Genomic DNA, 19,961 nt, shown 5'->3' on the forward strand with positions numbered 1-19,961 from the left:
TGAAGGGTTTATATCTAACAGATGGCAAGAACCCCCTTTTCATACTGACCACAGAAAATAAATTTGTGGGATTTTGGTTTAATTCCAACCCCCGCCCAGGGCGCGGTAAATATTCACAACGGCATTCATCTGTTGCATCTTGGTTTCGACCAAGTCAAACCGCGATTCTATGGCGTCGCGTTGTGTCAACAACACTTCCATGTAATCGGCACGGGCCGAGCTAAACAAGTTGTTTGAAATTGTGATTGACTGCGTAAGTGCTTGAACCTCTTTGGATTTGGTGTCGTATGTTTTTTCGAGATTGCTGATTTTAGAAACTTGATTAGCTACCTCAATATACGCATTCAACAACGTACGTTCGTAGTTATAAACTGCCTGAATCTGCTTGGCATTGGCGTTGAAATATGAGGCTTTGATGGCGTTTTTATTGACCAACGGTGCCGCTAAATCCCCCGCCAGAGAAAGAATGAGTGATTGGGGCGTTTTTAACAAATACAACGGATTAAAAGCTTGATAACCAATTCCTGCCGAAATTCCCAACGAAGGATAAAACCGCGCTTTGGCCACTTGCACATCTAGCTTATTGGCGGCCAATTCCTGTTCTGCCTGACGAATGTCGGGACGATTGGCTAATAACTGCGAAGGCAAGCCCGTATGAATGGTCGCGGGGACTAAATTGCTAAAATCTTGCGAACTACGCGCCACGGTTTGAGGATAACGTCCCACCAAAAAATTGATATGGTTTTCGGTTTCGATGATTCGTTGCTGGATGTTGTATTGCAAACTTTGGGTGTTCAACACCTGAGCTTCAAACCGCCGAACGGCCAATTCTGTCACTTTGGTGGACTCTTTTTGAAGTCGCACAATTCGCAACGCATTGTTCTGAATGTCAATGTTTTGGTGAATAATTGCTAATTGACTATCAAGCGCCAACAACTCATAGTACGAACTGGCGATTTCGGCAATTAGATTTGTGACCATAAAATTTCTGCCTTCGCCACTGGCCAAGTACCGATGCACGGCGGCATCTTTGGCATTACGGAGTTTATGCCAAATGTCGATTTCCCACGTGGCAAACAATCCACCCAGAAAATTGGGTAACGGTTCGGGGGTTTCTCGGCCAGGTTTGATGTCGGTGGTGGCTTCGCTGGCTCCGATGTTGGTATAGCGCCCCACTTTGTCCACACCCGCACTGCCACGGATTCCCACAAAAGGTTTGTATTCCCCTTGACGAGCCATGATTTCGTTGCGCGACATTTCGATTTCCTGCATCGTAATGTTTAACTCCTGATTGTTTTGCAAGGCGCTGTCAATCAGTGCGGTGAGGTAAGGGTCGGTAAAAAACTCCTTCCATCGAATCGTGGCGCTGCTGGTCGAGTCCTGCGAGTTATTGAAACTCGCAGGTAAGGTATTTCGTTCGGTTCTGGTGACCAGCGCTGGGGTTTTGCAGCCCGAAATGGCCAACGTTAACCCCGCAACTCCAAGACCGAGTATGATGATTTTCTTAAACATTAGTGCTCAATTTCTTCGGTTAATGGATTCTCTTTTTCGCCTTTAATCAGCTGACGACCTTCGGCTATTTTTCCGAAAATAAAGTACAGCCCAGGAACGATAATCACGCCGAATACAGTCCCAAAAAGCATTCCTCCTAGGGCTGACGAACCAATCGTACGGTTTCCGATGGCCCCTGCACCCGTGGCAAGCACGAGCGGAATCAACCCCGCAATGAAGGCAAAAGACGTCATCAAAATGGGGCGGAAACGTACCTTGGCCCCTTCGATGGCGGCGTTCAAAACGGTGAATCCTTCTTTGTGTTTCTGAACGGCAAACTCCACAATCAAGACCGCGTTTTTCCCCAACAACCCAACCAACATCACCAATCCTACTTGGGCATAAATGTCGTTGGCAAGCCCCATCACTTTAATGAGTAGGAAAGAACCGAAGACCCCCGCAGGCAGCGAGAACACCACCGCCAGCGGCAGAATAAAGCTCTCGTACTGGGCAGCAAGGACAAAATAGACAAAGGCCAATACGATGAGGAAAATGTAAAGTGCCTCGTTACCCCGCATTACTTCGTCTTTCGACAAGCCACCCCAGTCGATGTCGTAGCCGCGCGGGAGGGTTTTCTTAGCCACTTCCTGAATCACCTTGATGGCCTCGCCACTGCTGTACCCCTTGGCAGGTGCCCCACGGAAAGCCGCAGTGGTGTACATGTTGTAGCGGTTGATTTCGTTGGCGCCCTGCGATTTTTTGATGCGCATAAAGGCCGAGAACGGTACCATTTCGTCGTACTTATTTTTAACGTACAGGTTCATAATGTCGTCAGGGAGTCGGCGGTATTCGGGCGATGCTTGCACAAACACCTTAAAGAAACGCTGGAACTTAATAAAACCGAGTTCGTACGTACTACCAATCAAAATAGAAAGCGTATTCATGGCATTGCCTATCGAAACGCCCTTTTGCATGGCCAATTTATTGTCGATTTCGAGTTCGTATTGGGGGTAATTGGCACTATAAAAGGTAAACAAGCCCGTCAGTTCTTTCCGCTTTTTGAGTTCACTCATAAAATCGGAGCTGACTTTTTCGAGTTGTTTGTAATCACCCGTGTTGGTTTTGTCCAACAATTGCAATGCAAAACCACCCGCAGCTCCGTACCCTGGTACGGCTGGTGGGTCAAAAAATTCGATGGTCGCCCCTGGGATTACTTTGGCTCGTTCTTCTAATTCATAAATAATCTCATTGACGGTGTGTTTACGCTCGTCCCAAGGTTTGAGGTTAATCAAACACGTACCCGCGTTTGACCCCCGCCCTTCGGTAAGGACTTCGTAACCCGCAAGGGCCGAAACCGACTGAATGCCTTCTACTTTTTCGGCAATCGCTTGGAGTTTGCGGGTAATGTCGTTGGTGCGTTCCAAGGTGGAGCCTGGAGGCGTTTGTACGATGGCGTAAATCATGCCTTGGTCTTCGCTCGGAATAAAGCCCGACGGGAGTTTGGCCGTAATTCCGAAAATTCCGACCCCAAAAGCCAACAGGATTCCCCACGTCACTACGCGGCGGTTGACGATTAGACGCAAAAGCCCCACATACCGACCCGTAAGTTTCTCGAAACCTCGGTTGAAGGCATCAATAAAGCGGTCGATGATGGTTTTCTTGCGTTTGTGACCGTGGTGATTTTTCAAAATCATGGCACAAAGCACAGGCGTAAGGGTAAGCGCTACCAGCCCCGAAATGACGATAGACGTAGCCATCGTAATCGAAAACTGGCGGTAGAAAATCCCCACGGGGCCCGTCATAAAGGCAACTGGGACAAACACGGCGGTCATCAACAACGTAATGGCAATAACGGCGCCGCTGATTTCGCGAAGTACTTTCTTGACGGCTTTGTAAGGTGTGAGGTGAGGTTCCTCTTCCATTTTGGCATGAACGGCCTCCACGACCACAATGGCGTCATCGACCACAATACCGATGGCAAGTACCAACGCAAAGAGCGTAATCATGTTGATGGTCAGGCCAAAGAGCTGCATAAAGATAAAGGCACCAATCAACGACACGGGCACGGCCAGCGTGGGGATGAGCGTAGAGCGCCAGTCGCCCAAGAAGATAAACACCACCAAGGCCACCAGAATAAAGGCATCGCGCAGGGTGTGAATAACGTTTTCGATGGAGGCATCCAAAAAGTGCGAAACGTCGTAGCTAATTTCGTAATCCATGCCAGGCGGAAACGACGTTTTCTTCATTTCGTCCAGTTTGGCTTTTACGCTTTTAATGACATCGCTGGCGTTACTTCCGTAGGTTTGTTTGAGCATAATCGCTGCCGACGGGAAGCCATTGAGGTTGGAATAAATGTCATAATATTCGCTACCAAGCTCCACTTCGGCAATGTCTTTCAGTTTCAGAATTTCACCGTTAGGATTTGCCTTCACAATTACATTTTTGTACTGTTCCACGTCGTTGAAACGCCCTTGATAGGTCAATACGTATTCCAAGGCTTCGGCGCGTTTTCCATCGCTTCGACCAATCCGCCCAGGCGACCCAATCACACTTTGGTCGTTGAGGGCTTCCATCACCTCGTCGGCCGAAATATTGTAAGCCCGCATACGGTCGGGTTTGAGCCAAATCCGCATCGCGTACTGGCGACTACCCAAGATACTGGCTTGCCCAATTCCCGTAATCCGTTGAAGTTCAGGTAACATATTTACTCCCGCAAAGTTGAAGAGAAACTTCATGTTGGCTTTGGGGTCTTTGCTGTACAAGTTGACGTACATCAACATGTTGGGAACGATACGGTTGACGATAACCCCTTCGCGCTGCACCAAAACGGGCAAGCGGTTGAGTACCTGCGCAATACGCGTATTGACGTTGACGACAGCTTGGTCGGGGTCAGTGCCGAGGTTAAAGACAATCTGGATGTTGGCTTCCCCCGCACTGGTGGCGTCAGAAGTCATGTATTTCATGCCAGGTACGCCGTTGATGGCCTGTTCCATCGGAATCAGCACCGATTCGGTAAGTACCTTCGCACTAGCCCCTGGGTAAGAGGCCCGTACGATGACCATTGGGGGCGAAATTTCGGGAAATTGTGAGATAGGTAAGCTAGTAATAGCCAATATCCCCATGAAAATGATGACCAGCGAGATGACGATAGCAAGCACTGGTCGATGTATGAATTTACTAAACATATTCTTGCGAGGTTTTGGGGACGGCTGTTACTCAGTATAAACTTTAAGATTGGCCAACACTTTGTGCGGGTCTTGGTAATCAAAGTGAATCTTCTCGTTGTCGTGTACTTTACGGATACCTTCAAGCAAGATGCGTTCGTCGGCGGCTAAGCCATCTTTTACCACGTAGAGGTCGGGCATTTCGGCCGCAATATTGATTTCACGTGATCGTACAACGTTGTCTTTTCCAACCACATACACATAGCGTTTTTCTAGAATTTCAAAAGTGGCTTTTTGTGGAATAATGATGGCGTTGCGAAGCGGAACCACCATTTGGATGTTGCCTGTTTCGCCGTGACGAAGCAGCCCTTTGGGGTTGGGGAAAGTAGCCCGAAAGGCAATGTTACCCGTTTCGTTGTTGAAGTCGGCCTCAATCGTTTCGACAATGCCCGAGTGACCAAAGAGTTGATTATTAGCCATCAACAAATTGACCGACATCTTTTTGCCGTCTTGTGCTTTGGCTTTAAAATCTAAGTATTCGGCTTCGGGTACGTTGAAATACACCCACATTTTGCTGTTGTCAGAAAGCGTGGTGAGCAAATCGCCTTCATCCACCAAACTTCCAGGGCGTACTTGAAAATGGTCCATGATGCCCGAAAAAGGCGCTTTGATTTTGGTAAAACCTAAATGTACTTGGGCTAAGGCAAGTTCGGCTTTGGCTTTGTCCCACTTGGCATTGACCATCGCCAATTCGTTGGGCGCTACGATGTTGCTATCGGCAAGGCGTTTGGTGTTTCGGTATTCGATGCTGACAAACTTAGCTTCGGCTTCGGCTTTTTGTACTTCGGCTTCGTACAGTTTGGGCATGATTTGAAACATCAATTGGCCTTCTTTGATAAACTGACCTTCGTCCACGTAGATATTTTGGAGGTAGCCTCGCTGCTGAGCGCGGAGCTCAATATGGCGAAATGCACGGATTTGGCAGACGTAATCTTTCGTAATGGTAGTGTCTTTTTTGAGGGGGTTGGTCACCAAAAACTTGGTAATTTCTTCCTTCTCTTCTTCTTTTTCTGAGCAACTTGTACACCACAACAAGGCACAGAAACTTGCGAGCATGAGGGTCTTATTCATACTGATTTCACTTTTTGTGTAGGGAGAATGGGGAATAATGTGAGTGGATTTATTTTTTTGAATGCGAGTTTGTTTTGTAAAGCGGGGGAGCATTGGGGTGTTGGGCCAATTCTCGTAAGAGGCTATCTTTCTCTTGGTTGTGACGAATACATTCCGAAAGTTGCTGCCGACAATACACATTATCGACACTGCTAGCCACGCTGGCTAATTCAAATTCATAGAGGCTCCGTTGGCGGGTTTGTTGGTAAAGTAAAAAGCCGTTGAAGCCTAGTGACAGGGCCAACGTGAGTCCTAAACCGTAAAGCAAAATCGATGGAAAATAATGGCGTCGCATAGGTGATATGCTGTGTTAATTGACAAAACAAAGCAACCACTTAGGTATTAAAACGATGTGAGAAGGAAATTAGAAAACATTAGAGAAAGAAACCAACACGGTGGTACCCTCGTCGATTTTAGAATTCAAATGAAGAAAGCCTTGGTGTAGCTCAATGATTTTCTGCGTCATGGCTAAGCCAATGCCAAACCCAGGAACGCCTTCTACGTTTTTTCCTCGGTAAAGTGGGTCAAAAATGTGGGCAATATCGACTTCGGCAATGCCCCGTCCGTGGTCTTTGATGATGACCAAAATTTTATCAGAAGTCGTCTGAAGTTGTACTGAAACGGCCTCAGTAGAGTACTTGCAGGCATTGTCGAGGAGGTTTAGAAAGGCAGTGGTCAGCAAAGTTGCATTTCCTTTTACTGTCAGCGAGTGGTCGTCGTCGGTTGTAAATTGAAGGGGTAAACTTCGGTGCGGGTATTTGGCATGAATTTGCCCCAGTGCCGTCAGCAAACAATCATCCACCTGCACACTTTGGAGGGTAAGCGCCCCATCGGTGACGCGTGCCAGTCCGAGCAAACTATTGGTGAGCGAAATGACCTTTTTTAATTCTTCCACGGCGACTTCCATGCTGTCGCGCCAGTCGTTGGGGTTTTGGTCGTAGCGGAGCGATGTTTCGAGCGTGCCGAGGGTGTTGGTAAGCGGAGTACGAAGTTCGTGCGAGGCGTGGGCCACAAAACTCCGTTGGGAGACAAAGGCATCTTCGAGCCGAAAGAGCATTTGGTTGAAGGTCATCGCAAGCTGCGCAATTTCGTCGCGGCGGTTGCCTTCGTTGACGCGTTTGTGTAGGTCTTTGGCGGTAATTTGCTCAACTTCGTCCACGATTTGCGAAATGGGTTTCAACACCCTTCCCGAAAAATACCAACCTGCTAATACAATCAGGGAAAATCCTAACATATTGGCCAACAGTAGGATTTGCTGTAACGTGCCAAGTTTGGCAAATCCAATGCGGTCGTAGCCCGAGGCAAAAATGAAAAAGCGCTGCCCTTGGTCATTGTAAGGAATCAAAATGGACTCAAGGTGGCCTGCACGAAATTCAAAAATGGCATCAGAAGAGGGTAGATGTGGGATTTTTTCTTTGTAATAGTCTGATTCTTTGAGGGTTCGGTTGGTAAAAACTAACTTATGTTGTTGGTCAAAAATACTAATTTGTTCCTCGACAATGGTGAGCAAATCGGTACGAACCATGTTTTTAAAAAAATCATCGTGCAGGTGCCGCCTCGAAATCAAAACCCTTCCTGCAACCCGTGCTTTTCCCTCCAATCGGCTATAAAATTCTTCTTGGCGGTATAACGAGTAAAAATACCAAACCAACAACGACAGCGTCACCTGAATGGCCGTGGCAAGCAGGGTAAAAATAATGGTAAGTCGATTTCGAATGAGCATATTTAGAGAAACGATTATCCTTCGCGTAGCACATAACCCATTCCGACGATGGTGTGGAGGAGTTTGGTAGAAAAGCCTTTGTCTATTTTTTTGCGTAAATAGCTGATATAGACGTCAATGACGTTGGTGCTGCTGTCAAAATCCAAGCTCCAAACGCGTTCGCTTATGTCCACCCGTGAGATGATTTTCCCTTTGTTGAGCATCAAATATTCCATTAAAGAGTACTCGCGCGTCGTGAGGTTGATGCGTTGGCCAGCGCGAGTGACTGTCTTGGTATCAAGGTTCAGTTCCAAATCTGCCAACCGTAAGATTTGCTTTGGTTTGGTGCCGCTTCGCCGCGTGAGTGCCCGAAGACGCAAAAGAAGTTCCTGAAATTCAAAAGGTTTGGCAAGATAGTCGTCCGCGCCCGCGTTAAAGCCATCGGCTTTGTCTGCGAGGCTATCGAGGGCCGTTAGCATCAAAACGGGGACGCTTTCATTGTCAGCCCGAATAAGCTGACATAACTCAAAACCATTGATGTGAGGGAGGTTAACGTCCAACAAAATGATGTCGTAACTATTTTTACGAAAAAGTGACAGACCCATGCGCCCGTCGTAGGCAACTTCTACTTCATAGCCTTCGGCCGAAATACCTTTTCGGATAAAAGAGGCGAGTCTATACTCGTCTTCCACTAATAAGATTTTCATACAAACGATGTGGGTTGTTGATGTGTCAAAGTGTTCGTTTCCACCCCTTTAGAGGGTGTGCTGTTGCTGCAAATATATACACCGACTTGATTGGGTAGGCATACATACACTTCTCACAAAGCGATTTTAATCCTTTTTTCATACCCGCTTGCGACAATTAAGTCGCACTATTTGGCATAAAAAAAGCGATAAAAGAAGGGCTCATCTAAAAAACTGACGTGGGATAAGTAAAAAGCATAACTTGGTCGTTTTATTTAGTTTTAAGTATCTCTCTCACAAAAGTTTGATTAACCCATGCGTTTTAAAAAACAGTCAAAATTGCAACTTTCGGCGGCAATCGGGACGGCTTGTTTGGTGGTGTCGTGTATGAAAACACCACGTACGAGCCAGCCCGTTGTCATCAAAGAAGACCCTACCAAGGCCATTGCCAGAGCCAAAGAAATCCGTGAAAAAACGCCTGTTAAGCTCGCTGATGGCCTGCAAATGACGCTTTGGGCGTCTGATTCACTTGCTCCCGACCCCGTGGCGATGGCTATCGACGACCAAGGGCGGGTCTATATCAACCGTACTAATCGCCAAAAAAATTCGGAATTTGACATTCGCGGCCACCGTGATTGGATGACGGAGTCAATCGGGCTTCAAACGGTAGAAGACCGTCGGGCGTTTTTGCGCAAAACATTTTCTCCCGAGAAAAGTAAAGCCAACGAGTGGCTCGCTGATCTCAACGAAGATGGCATACACGATTGGAAAGACTTGGCCGTTGAAAAAGACGAAATCTGGCGGTTGGAAGATACTAACAACGATGGTATCGCCGACGTTTCGCTTCGGGTGGTGGAAGACTTTTTCGAGGAAGTTACCGACGTAGCGGGTGGTATGCTGGTGCGTGCGGGCGAAATTTTTGTGGGAATTGCCCCCGACCTATGGCGTTTGAAAGATACTAATGGCGATGGTATCATGGATAAAAAGACATCCATCAGCCATGGATACGGCGTACACATTGGGTTTGGCGGACACGGAATGTCGGGTGTAACTGAAGGGCCTGATGGACGTATTTATTGGAACATTGGAGACATTGGGGCGAATATCACTGCGCCCGACGGCAAAAAATGGGAAAACCCCAATTCAGGAATTATCGCTCGTTCTAATCCTGACGGCTCTGATTTTGAGATTTTTGCCTCAGGACTTCGTAACACCCACGAGTTTGTTTTTGATGAATACGGCAACCTTATTTCGTCCGATAACGACGGTGACCACCCAGGCGAAAGCGAGCGTTTGGTGCACGTGGTACAAGGACACGATGCAGGTTGGCGTTCTAATTGGCAGTATGGAAAATACACCGATCCGCGCAACAATAAGTATAATGTGTGGATGAACGAGAAATTGTTCAAACCACGTTGGGAGGGGCAAGCGGCCTATATTTTGCCCCCAATCATGAACTACCACAACGGCCCAACGGGGATGGAGTACAACCCAGGTACGGCGCTAGGGTCGGAGTGGAAGAACAAGTTTTTCTTGGTAGAGTTTGTCGGAACGCCCTCACGGTCACACATTTGGTCCTTTGGGTTGAAACCAAAAGGAGCAACGTTTGACCTTGATGGAGAAAAAGACATTGTGAGCGGGATTTTACCAACAGGCATCAAATTTGGTCCCGACGGGGCCTTGTACGTCGCCGACTGGATTAATGGTTGGGACACCAAAAACTACGGTCGCGTCTGGAAATTGGACGTTACCAAAGATAAAAATGACCTAGCGGCCGTACGCGAAGAAACCAAGCGGATGATTCAGTTGAGTTACCCTGCGCAAACCGAAGAAAAACTGTATTCGCTGCTTTCGTACGGAGATATGCGGGTTCGTCAAAAAGCGCAATTTGAATTGGTAAATCGTGGCAAAAAAGGACTTCCGCAGTTGATAAAAGCAGCCGAACAAACGCAAAGCCAATTGGCGCGTATTCACGGAATTTGGGGAATTGGTCAGTTGACGCGCATCGACCAAGCCAATGCTTCAACGTTGATGTCGTTGTTGAACGATAAAGATACCGAAATCGTCGCCCAAGCCGCCAAAATGCTCGGAGATGCACGCATCGCAAACGCAGGAAGTGCGTTGGTACCGTTGTTGAAAAATACCAACCCGCGCGTTCGTTTTTACGCTGCTGAGGCGTTGGGACGCATTGCTTATGCAGATGCCGTAACACCGTTGATTGAAATGATTGGTGCCAACAACGATGAAGACCTTTACCTTCGTCATGCGGGTGTTTTGGCTTTGTCGCGCATTGGAAAAGTAGAACCAATGGTAGCCTTGGCTAACAACCCAAGCAAAGCATTGCGGACAGCGGCAGTGGTGGTATTGAGACGTTTACGCAATGGAAATGTAGCCGTTTTCTTGAACGACAAAGACGAATACATCGTAGCCGAAGCAGCCCGTGCCATCAACGACGACCTGTCGATTGTGGGAGCGTTGCCAGCATTGGCGGCTACTTTAAAAGAAACCCGCTTTACGTCGGAGGTGATTGTACGCCGTGCCATCAACGCGGCATTGCGCGTGGGCGGCGATAAAGAACTCCAATTGTTGCTTGATTTTGCCCGTCGCACCGACCTCAAAGAAGACATAAAAGCAGAAGCATTAGCCGCGCTCGGAACGTGGGCAAATCCGTCGTACACCGACCGCGTGGATGGTCGTTACCGTGGTAAAATTGAGCGTGACCCTGCGGCAGTAAAAGCCAAAGTGTTGCCCTTCATTAATGAATTTTTAAAAGAGAAAAATGCCGAACCTCTGGCGGCGATTGTGGGCTTGATTGCGGATGTAAAAATCACCGAAGCCAACGAACAATTGGTGTCGATTTTTGATGCCAGTGAAAGCCCTCGGGTAAAAAGTGCTATTTTGACTGCCCTCAACCAGCTCGGATATGCGCAAATTGATGCCATTGTTAAGAAAGGAATGGACGACAAAGAAGAAAGTGTGCGCACGGTGGCGTTGGGTCTATTGAACAATAACAACGTTACTAAAGCAAGTTTACCTTTGATTGTCAATTCGATTTTTACCAAAGGCACAACGCGGGAGCAACAAAAAATGCTCGAAGTACTAGGGAAAATGGAAGCTGATAAAACACAGGTAATCTTGAGCGACTTGATTGATCAGCTGAAGGCTAAAAAACTATCGCCAAACTTGTCGTTGGAGCTGAAAGAAGCGGTAGAAGCCTCGGGGGTAGCTTCATTAAAGGAAAAAATGGCGACAGTAAAACCAGGCGCTTCGACGATGGATGAATATGCGGAATCACTTTTTGGCGGAAATCGCTTTTCAGGTCGCAACATATTTAACAATAACTCGGCTGCGCAATGCGTGCGTTGCCACGCCGTTGGCGGTACGGGCGGAGCCGTTGGGCCTTCGTTGACGCACATTGGTGATGTTCTCACGCGCGAACAATTGTTACAAGCGTTAGTAGAACCAAGTGCGCGTTTGGCACCAGGCTTTGGTATGGTATCGCTCACTTTGAAAGACGGTCAAGTGGTGAACGGAACGTTGGCCAAAGAAACGGCGGAAGAGCTGACCATCACAACTTCCGACGCTGAGCCGTTGGTGATTCCTGTGGCACGCATCGGCAAACGTGAAAATATGCCATCGGGGATGCCGCCGATGGGAAGCATTTTGTCAAAACGCGAAATCCGCGATTTGGTAGAGTATTTGGTGAATTTGAAAAAGTAGGAGAAACCTATTCCCAGCACCATTTATTCAAAAAACGCCACGAAGCTCAGGTTTTGTGGCGTTTTTTTACATTATTTTATATTGAATCATCCAACCTAAGAGCTTGTTTGTATATATTTGTTCGTTCGACACCCTTCCGCCTTTGAATTATGGTTAATACAATAAAATTTAAGAATTATAAAGTCTTCAAGAGTTGGCAGACCCTTATAATCAAACCTATGACTGTTTTAATAGGAAAAAACAGTTCAGGAAAAAGTGCTATTTTGAAGTTGCCAACATTAATACAAGGTTCTTTATCAGGTGATTTTCCTGAACCATTACGATGGAAAAGCGATGGTGTAGAACTTGGTGGTGAGTTTAAAGATTTGATTTATGGTAGAAACCCGTTAGGGCAACTAGAATTTAATTTGAAGAGTGGCGAAGATGAATTAGAGGTAGTCGTTAGTCATTTTGAGGGTATTCCTAAAATTTTCTTCTGGAAATACAATGATAAGGAAATAATAGAACCTTCTGAAGAAGATTTTAATGGTTTTATTTATAAGCGAAACTTTCTTAATAATCTATCACTAACTACAGAATACATTTCTTCATTACGATTGGGGTTGGAACGCTATTTTGACAAATCAACTCAAAAATTTAATAGGGTTGGCTTATTTGGTGAACATGTTTATCAAATTTTGATAGATGATGCTTTAACGACACCCCAAAGCCTTGTAAAACAGGTTTCTGAATTTTATAAACTCAATTTTGAAGGTTGGGGCTTGACAATAAACAAAGATACACCTCCTTATACTATTCGTTTAGAAAATGAAGACTTACGAATCAATATCAAGGATGTTGGTTTAGGTATGGTTCATGCCTTACCACTGGTTGCACGAGCTTGCATGGATGCCGAGAATGAAATATTGATTTGTATCGAAGAACCAGAATTACATTTGCACCCTGCGGCTCATGGGAATTTGGCAGAACTCTTTGTTAAATCACTTAAGGATAATAATAAAAAATATTTTATAGAGACTCATTCTCAAAACTTTATTCTCCGCTTAAGAGCATTGGTAGCAGAGGGTAAACTAAACAGTGAAGATTTAGCGATTTATTATGTTGATTATGATGAAGAACGTAACGAAAGTAATTTGTTACCTGTTACCGTAGATAAACAAGGTGAAGTTGATTACTGGCCTGAAAATATTTTTAGTGAAAGTTTATACGAAACTATCAGAATCAGAAAAGCTCAAAAATTACAAGCCTTATGATTTTTACTATCTCAAAGGATGTTTTTGAAGATAATTCTGACTCCAATATTAGAGAACTATACAAAATTTGGTTACAAGTTGATGAACGTCACAGAATGTATATTTATGACGAAATAGAGTCTTTATTAAACTGTGAATGGTTTAAATCATTACCAAAGCCTTTTCAAGATGAAATAAAAGAACATATAGCTTGGTCAGGATTGAATCCCCAACCTACATCTTTGTTGAAAATTTCTAATGAGTCCAGTGGCAATTTTTCCACTATGGAAGCATATGAAATATTGTCTACACCTTTAACATTAATTCTTGAAAATGCAGAAAATGATGCTTATTTCATTCGTGCGTTACTAAATAACTTTAAAAAGAAAGGGAGAAAGATAGAGCAGCATCTGAATAATGGATGGTTGAAATTTGGAATGGGAGCAGGTAGCACAATTCCAAACTTAATAAGGTCTGAAAAACGTAGATTTGACGAAAATAAAGATAGCTTTCCCAAAAATAGCCATTCTTATTTAAGATATTTTGCACTGATAGATAGTGATAAATTGCATCCTGACCAACCATTAAAAGATGAGAAACAAAACCTTGTTCAATTTCTCGAAGAGAACGAGATTCCGTTCCATATCTTAGCTAAAAGAGAAATGGAAAACTATTTGCCGGATGCAGTATTTGAAGAGATTTCGCATAACGAAGATTACATACGATGCTATTTAAGCTTAAGTGATGTGCAAAAAGATTTTTTTGATATTGGCAGTGGTTTTCCAAATAAACGATTTGAACAACTCCTTCCTGAAATAAAAGATTTGTATGGAGGTATTTCTGCTACCAGTAAAGATATTTTTAGAAATAGGGAATTAGAAATAAAAGATAAAAATGGTAAAAAACTAAGCGTTAAAACGGAACTGCCAAAGCTATTTTTAAGCCAGAATGTAACTCAAGAAGGATTACAAAATAGAGCAGGGTCAGATGAACTTCAAAAAATTCTTGACAAAATAAGTGAATTACTATGAGTAGTAAGCTAAAAATAGAACCCAGAGTACGTCGCCTAAAAGACTATATAGAAGATTTAGAAAAAGGTCTGCTACAAATTCCTCCCTTCCAACGAGATAAAGCATGGGACAACAATAAACGAAAAGACTTGTTTGATAGCCTAAAAAATGGTTATCCGATTGGTTCTTTGCTACTTTGGAAACCAGAAGAAGATAATATTTTTGAAAGAAGTATGGAAAAAGTGGGTCCTTACACAACCCCTTTAACTGGGAATAGAGAGTTTTATTACATATTAGATGGATTTCAAAGATTATCTACTTTGTTTGGATGCCTTTTGGATAAAAATAAAACAAAACTAGAAATAGATGAAGAAGAATGGAAAAAAGAGTTTTTTATCTGCTATGATTTAAAAGAAGAAGAGTTTTTTATCCCGAGAACAAGAGATTTAGAATCTTACCAAGTTCCAATATACGAACTTATCGATACAAAAGCAGCTTTCCTCCGAGAGCGGGAATTAAGGACAAGGTTTGAGGAAGAACAGGTAGAATCATATATGGATAGATACAGGAATCTGGGGTCTATTTTCATTGATTATTCTCTTCCTTCAGTACAAATTAATGGGGGAGGTATTGAAGATGCCGTTGAAATATTCTCAAGAGTAAACTCCAAAGGGTCTATTATTTCACCAGATTGGATGGTTTCAGCTCTTTCCTACAATAAAGATAAAAGAGGTTTTAGATTGGGGAGTGCTATAGATATGCTAGTAGAAGAATTAAAAGTTTACAACTTTGACAATATCAAACGTGAAGTTATCTTTCAGTGTATTATAAATTCGTTTGGGAAAGCCCATTTTGACCAAATGAACCAAAAAAATACTAGTAAAATTGAGAAGCTAGTTAAAAGAGCTGATTTTGTAGAAGTTACAAAAAAAACTATTGAAAGCATAAAAAAAGCAGTTCATTTTTTATTTGAAAATTTATTAGTATTAGATAGTAAACTATTGCCTTATGGAAATCACTTGATTTTTATCACTGATTTTTTCAACCAAGTGGAAAATCCAAGTAAGGTACATCTTGAAAAATTAAAACAGTGGTTTTGGATTACGACTTATGCCAATTACTTCACTATTTATTCATTGAGTAAGCAACGGGCGGCATACCTTCAATTTCAAGACTTTCTAAAAGACGAAGAACAAGATCCTGTTTTCAATGACAGACCTGATACTGCATTTTCTGTGTTTGAATTTCCCCCCAAAATCTTTTTCGGTAGTGTACGAGCTAAAGCATTGGTGCTCTTTTTGCTAAATTACTCGAATGATTTTAAGATAATCGAAACATCTAAGGTTGAAGGTCTAAATATGAATTATTTATTCGTTGATATAAAGGATGAAAAAGGAAATTTATTACCAGAAGGGGTTTTACCTACGATTAATCTTTTGACAGAGCAATTTCCTAAATCAAAAGATATGTCTTTCATGCTTGAAGAATATAATTCAAAGTACGAAAACTATTTTTTAACAAGCGAAATGAGGGAAATATTCAATACCTACCATAAAGATATATCACAAAGAAAAATTTTAGACATTAGAAAAGGCTTAATAGTGGAGAATGAGAAGGCTTTTGTTGAAGCATTGGGGTTGAAATATGCAGTATAACCCTAAACCTCCGACGCTGAGCCGTTGGTGATTCCTGTGGCACGCATCGGCAAGCGCGAAAACATGCCGTCGGGAATGCTACCAATGGGAAGCATTTTGTCAAAACGCGAAATCCGCGATTTGGTAGAGTATTTGGTGAATTTGAAAAAATAGGAGTACTACCTTCCCGAAAGTTTTGAAACTTTCGGGAAGGTCCTGATAAAACTTTTCGACAATTTTTCAACTTCCCGAAAGCTCTAAGCTTTCGGGAAGTTTTTGTTTAAGGCTCAGCAGAAACTTTAGCGATGATGTAAAGTCTAATCGTAGGTGAATTATTGTTGACCCTAAAGGAGTTGTAAAATGAAAAATTACGAAATTCCACTTGTTCCTGGTACCTGCTATCATATCTTTAATCACGCCAATGGCCGAGATAATTTGTTTGCAAACAGAGGCAATTATCAGTTTTTTCTACAACGTTATGCCTTTTTCATGAATCCAATTCTGGATACCTATGCGTATTGCCTAATCACTTGCATCTTTTAGTACGAATTAAGGAAGAACATGAGTTAAAAATAGCATGGGGAGTGAAAAATACCCCGTACAATTCAGTGACTAAAGAAGTGAACTGGCCTGCTTTTATAAGTCGAGCGTTTGGTAATCTTTACAGTTCATACTCTCAAGCGTTTAATCGCCAGCAAAACAGAATGGGCAGTTTATTTATGCCAAATTTCAAGCGACGAGAGGTTGACAATGAAGACTATTTGGTACAATTGATTCATTATATTCATGCTAATCCCATTCATCATGGTTTTGTCAACTCCATGGATAGGTGGGAGTTTTCTTCTTACCATGCGCTGAAAAGTGTGAAACCGACTAACCTAAAACGAGACGAAGTGTTGGAATACTTTGGGGGAATCAATGAGTTTGTTCAGTTTCATGCCCAAATGCCGATTTCAAAAAAATGCTTAGACGAGGGGGAGTTTTAGCTTATAACTGCACCTTCCCGAAAGTCTAAACCTTCCCGAAAGTTCTGAAACTTTCGGGAAGGTTGCCAAGTTTCATGACCAAATGTCGATTTCAAAAAAATATCTAGACGAGGGGGAGTTTTAGCTTATAACTGCATCTTCCCGAAAGTCTATACCTTCCCGAAAGTTCTAAAACTTTCGGGAAGGTTGCCAAGTTTCATGCCCAAATGTCGATTTCAAAAAAATGCTTAGACGAGGGGGAGTTTTAGCTTAGAACTGTACCTTCCCGAAAGTCTGCACCTTCCCGAAAGTTCTGAAACTTTCGGGAAGGTTTTTGTAAAACTTTTCGACAAAGGTCATTGCAGGTCGGGAAAATCCTTTTTAAGTTTAAAGGTTAATATTCCTAATCACGTTAATTCCTTAAATCATGTCGGAAAAGCAACACAAAATCTTACTCACCGAAGACGAAATTCCAAGACATTGGTACAACATTCAGGCAGATATGCCCAACAAGCCGCTGCCGCCTTTGCACCCCGCTACCAAGCAGCCCGTAGGGCCAGGCGATTTGGCTCCGTTGTTTCCGATGGAGCTGATTAAGCAAGAAGTGTCCCAAGAAAGATACATCGAAATCCCCGAAGAAGTACGCGAAATCTACAAGCTGTGGCGTCCAACGCCCATGTTCCGTGCGCATCGCTTGGAAAAAATGCTGGACACGCCCGCAAAAATCTACTACAAATACGAAGGCGTAAGTCCATCGGGTAGCCACAAAACCAACACCGCGGTGGCGCAGGCGTACTACAACAAGATGGAAGGTGTAAAACGCATTACTACCGAAACAGGCGCAGGGCAGTGGGGAACGGCCTTGGCCATTGCCTGTCAGATGTTTGGCATTGAGTGTGAGGTGTTTCAGGTGCGTATTAGCTATAACCAAAAACCGTATCGCAAAGCCCTCATCGAATCGTTTGGGGCCAAGATTTTCCCTTCTCCTTCGGAACTGACGCAGTCGGGACGGAAGATTTTGGAACAATATCCCGACACCCCAGGAAGCTTAGGAATTGCTATTTCGGAGGCGATTGAGTGTGCCGTTCAGGACGAAAACTGTAAATACGCCCTCGGAAGCGTACTGAACCACGTGTTGATGCACCAGACCATCATTGGCCAAGAGTGTTTGGTACAGATGGAAAAAGCGGGCGATTATCCCGACGTCGTCATTGCGCCGCTGGGTGGTGGCTCCAACTTTGCAGGGATTTCGTTCCCATTTTTACACAAAAATATCACCGAAGGTAAAAACGTGCGCGCCATTGCGGTAGAACCTGCTTCGTGTCCTAAACTTACCAAGGGTGAATTCCGCTACGACTTTGGCGATTCGGCTGGGTTTACCCCGTTGTTGCCGATGTACACCTTGGGTCACAACTTCCGTCCTGCGGCCATTCACGCGGGTGGTTTGCGTTACCACGGAGCGTCGGTATTGTGTTCACAGTTGTTGAAAGACGGCCTCATCGAAGCCAATGCCATTCAGCAGTTGGAGTGTTTTGAGGCAGGGGTGGCTTTTGCCAAAGCCGAAGGAATTATCCCCGCGCCCGAAGCCACGCACGGCATCGCGCAGGTATTTAGAGAAGCGCAGCGTTGCAAAGAAGAAGGCAAATCAGAGACGATTTTGTTCAACCTCTGCGGCCACGGTTTCTTGGATATGCAGGCTTACATGGACTATTTCGACGGTAAACTCTCCGACCATTTCTTGACCGACGATGAATTGAAATCGGGCTTGAAAGAACTAGAGGGTTATCCAATGGCCTAATAAAAATAAAAGCGAGAGGTTGTCCCAAAAGGATAGCCTCTCGCTTTTTATTGATTTGTTTTTCTGTAAGTTACGTTAAAAAGCACCCAGTCTTCGATGGCGCGAACGTCCAGCTGCTCCAAATCCCGTGTTTAAAGATATTAGAGCGGCGCACATTCGATTGTTGTTAGTAGTTTTAGTAGGATAGTTTCAATAGAAAAATTATGTAGTAAACGAGAAAAACTATGGTATTACGATCCTTCATTATCCTGATTCTGTTCGTTTATAACTCAGCATTTGGACAGATTAAAACAGAAAGTTTTGAGTTTATTCATAACGGTAAAAAACTTAGGGGACTTCTGGATTTACCAATTGGACAAAAGCCGACTTCAGTAATTTTAATTGTTCAAGGTTACGGAAAAAGTAATATTGTAGAAGGAAATTGGTATTACGATTTACGCTCAAACTTTGTAAAACTTGGACTTGCTTGTGTTATTTGGGATAAACCTGGTTGTGGAAAAAGTGAAGGTGAATTTGACGTAAATCAAACAGTACAAAGTAGTGCTGATGAGGTTCTTTCTGCAATTAAAGAAATAGAAAGTAAAAATATTGCAGGGGCTACCAATATTGGACTTTGGGGGATTAGCCGTGCAGGATGGATTTGCCCTTTGGTAATTCAAGAATATCCAAAAATTGCCTATTGGATTTCGGTGAGTGGAACAGATGATAAAGAAAATTTTGGCTACTTGCTTGAAACAAATCTTAGAATTGAAGGAAGAAGTGAAACTGAAATACAACTATTGGTTTCAGAATGGCAACGAGGTAATGATATATTTAGAAAAGGTGGGGCATTTGCTGAATATCAAAAAGCGACACAAAATCTAAGGAAGGATTCTTTTTGGATTTTTTTAAACAATTCTTCAGAAACCGAAGAGTCCTATTTGTCTAAGCAGAAACAATTTATAAGTGAACATCATAAATTTGACAGAAAAACAGGACTAATGATATACGTTCCCAATTTTCGGAAAACGCTTATGAAAATTCAATGCCCTGTACTAGCAATTTTTGGAGAAAAAGACGCAAATATTAATTGGAGAGAAACGATTGCCCTCTATAAAGAAACAATAGGAAAAAGAACTAAAGCTAAGCTAACAATAAAGACTTATCCTGATTGTAACCATAACCTTAAAAGTTGCAAAACAGGTGGTATGAAAGAAACTATTGAAAACAGTAATAAATATCAACCACCATGTGATGGATATTTTGATACAATGTCGGAATGGTTTAAAAAAATAGTGCTCTAAAAATAAAAAACTAACACCAATAACATCGCCTTCATAGCCGCTAAAAACCAAGCTATAAAACGCCCGTAAGCGCTTGGAAGGGGAGAAGTACGGCGATCGTTTGATT

13 protein-coding genes are annotated in these 19,961 nt (G+C 43.5%); 7 read left to right on the forward strand and 6 right to left on the reverse strand.

Going from position 1 to position 19,961, the window contains the following annotated elements; all coding sequences use genetic code 11:
• Positions 1-78 precede the first annotated feature (78 nt).
• The 6 genes from DTQ70_RS01435 to DTQ70_RS01460 form a co-directional block, all read right to left on the reverse strand.
• Positions 79-1,512, reverse strand: a complete 1,434-nt coding sequence (locus tag DTQ70_RS01435; protein WP_122929155.1) for a TolC family protein — start codon at positions 1,510-1,512, stop codon at positions 79-81.
• Positions 1,512-4,676 carry an efflux RND transporter permease subunit gene (locus DTQ70_RS01440; RefSeq protein ID WP_122929156.1) on the reverse strand — a complete coding sequence of 1,055 codons (3,165 nt, stop codon included), beginning with the start codon at positions 4,674-4,676 and terminating at the stop codon, positions 1,512-1,514. The genes DTQ70_RS01435 and DTQ70_RS01440 overlap by 1 nt, the downstream gene beginning before the upstream one ends.
• Before the next feature lie 27 nt (positions 4,677-4,703).
• Entirely contained in the window at positions 4,704-5,786 is a 1,083-nt protein-coding gene (locus DTQ70_RS01445; RefSeq protein ID WP_122929157.1) for an efflux RND transporter periplasmic adaptor subunit, read from the reverse strand.
• Positions 5,787-5,835: 49 nt separating this feature from the next.
• The gene (locus DTQ70_RS01450) at positions 5,836-6,120 is read right to left on the reverse strand and encodes a hypothetical protein (RefSeq protein ID WP_122929158.1); all 285 of its coding nucleotides are present in this window, start codon (positions 6,118-6,120) and stop codon (positions 5,836-5,838) included.
• A gap of 69 nt (positions 6,121-6,189) precedes the next feature.
• Positions 6,190-7,548 carry a HAMP domain-containing sensor histidine kinase gene (locus DTQ70_RS01455; protein ID WP_122929159.1) on the reverse strand — a complete coding sequence of 453 codons (1,359 nt, stop codon included), beginning with the start codon at positions 7,546-7,548 and terminating at the stop codon, positions 6,190-6,192.
• A 14-nt stretch (positions 7,549-7,562) separates the two neighbouring features.
• Positions 7,563-8,234, reverse strand: coding sequence for a response regulator transcription factor (locus tag DTQ70_RS01460; protein ID WP_122929160.1), 672 nt, complete (start codon positions 8,232-8,234; stop codon positions 7,563-7,565).
• 294 nt (positions 8,235-8,528) lie between these two features.
• Here DTQ70_RS01460 and DTQ70_RS01465 point away from each other — a divergent pair, with 294 nt between their 5' ends.
• The 7 genes from DTQ70_RS01465 (at position 8,529) to DTQ70_RS01495 (ending at position 19,855) form a co-directional block, all read left to right on the forward strand.
• Complete coding sequence (locus DTQ70_RS01465; RefSeq protein ID WP_122929161.1) at positions 8,529-11,933, forward strand: HEAT repeat domain-containing protein; 3,405 nt, start codon at positions 8,529-8,531, stop codon at positions 11,931-11,933.
• Positions 11,934-12,151: 218 nt separating this feature from the next.
• Entirely contained in the window at positions 12,152-13,186 is a 1,035-nt protein-coding gene (locus DTQ70_RS01470) for a DUF3696 domain-containing protein (protein ID WP_164489802.1), read from the forward strand.
• On the forward strand, positions 13,183-14,196 hold the full coding sequence (locus DTQ70_RS01475; RefSeq protein WP_122929163.1) for a hypothetical protein: 1,014 nt from the start codon (positions 13,183-13,185) through the stop codon (positions 14,194-14,196). Before DTQ70_RS01470 ends, DTQ70_RS01475 begins: the two co-directional genes overlap by 4 nt.
• Positions 14,193-15,830: a DUF262 domain-containing protein gene (locus DTQ70_RS01480; RefSeq protein ID WP_122929164.1), complete on the forward strand. Its 1,638-nt coding sequence runs from the start codon at positions 14,193-14,195 to the stop codon at positions 15,828-15,830. Before DTQ70_RS01475 ends, DTQ70_RS01480 begins: the two co-directional genes overlap by 4 nt.
• A gap of 683 nt (positions 15,831-16,513) precedes the next feature.
• Positions 16,514-16,795, forward strand: coding sequence for a hypothetical protein (locus DTQ70_RS30555; protein ID WP_164489803.1), 282 nt, complete (start codon positions 16,514-16,516; stop codon positions 16,793-16,795).
• Between the two features lie 406 nt (positions 16,796-17,201).
• A complete protein-coding gene (locus DTQ70_RS01490; RefSeq protein ID WP_122929166.1) occupies positions 17,202-18,572 on the forward strand; it encodes a TrpB-like pyridoxal phosphate-dependent enzyme in 1,371 nt (456 codons plus the stop codon).
• 224 nt (positions 18,573-18,796) lie between these two features.
• Positions 18,797-19,855, forward strand: a complete 1,059-nt coding sequence (locus tag DTQ70_RS01495) for a S9 family peptidase (protein WP_122929167.1) — start codon at positions 18,797-18,799, stop codon at positions 19,853-19,855.
• Positions 19,856-19,961 lie beyond the last annotated feature (106 nt).

This window comes from Runella sp. SP2 (assembly GCF_003711225.1).
Classification (GTDB): Bacteria; Bacteroidota; Bacteroidia; order Cytophagales; family Spirosomataceae; genus Runella.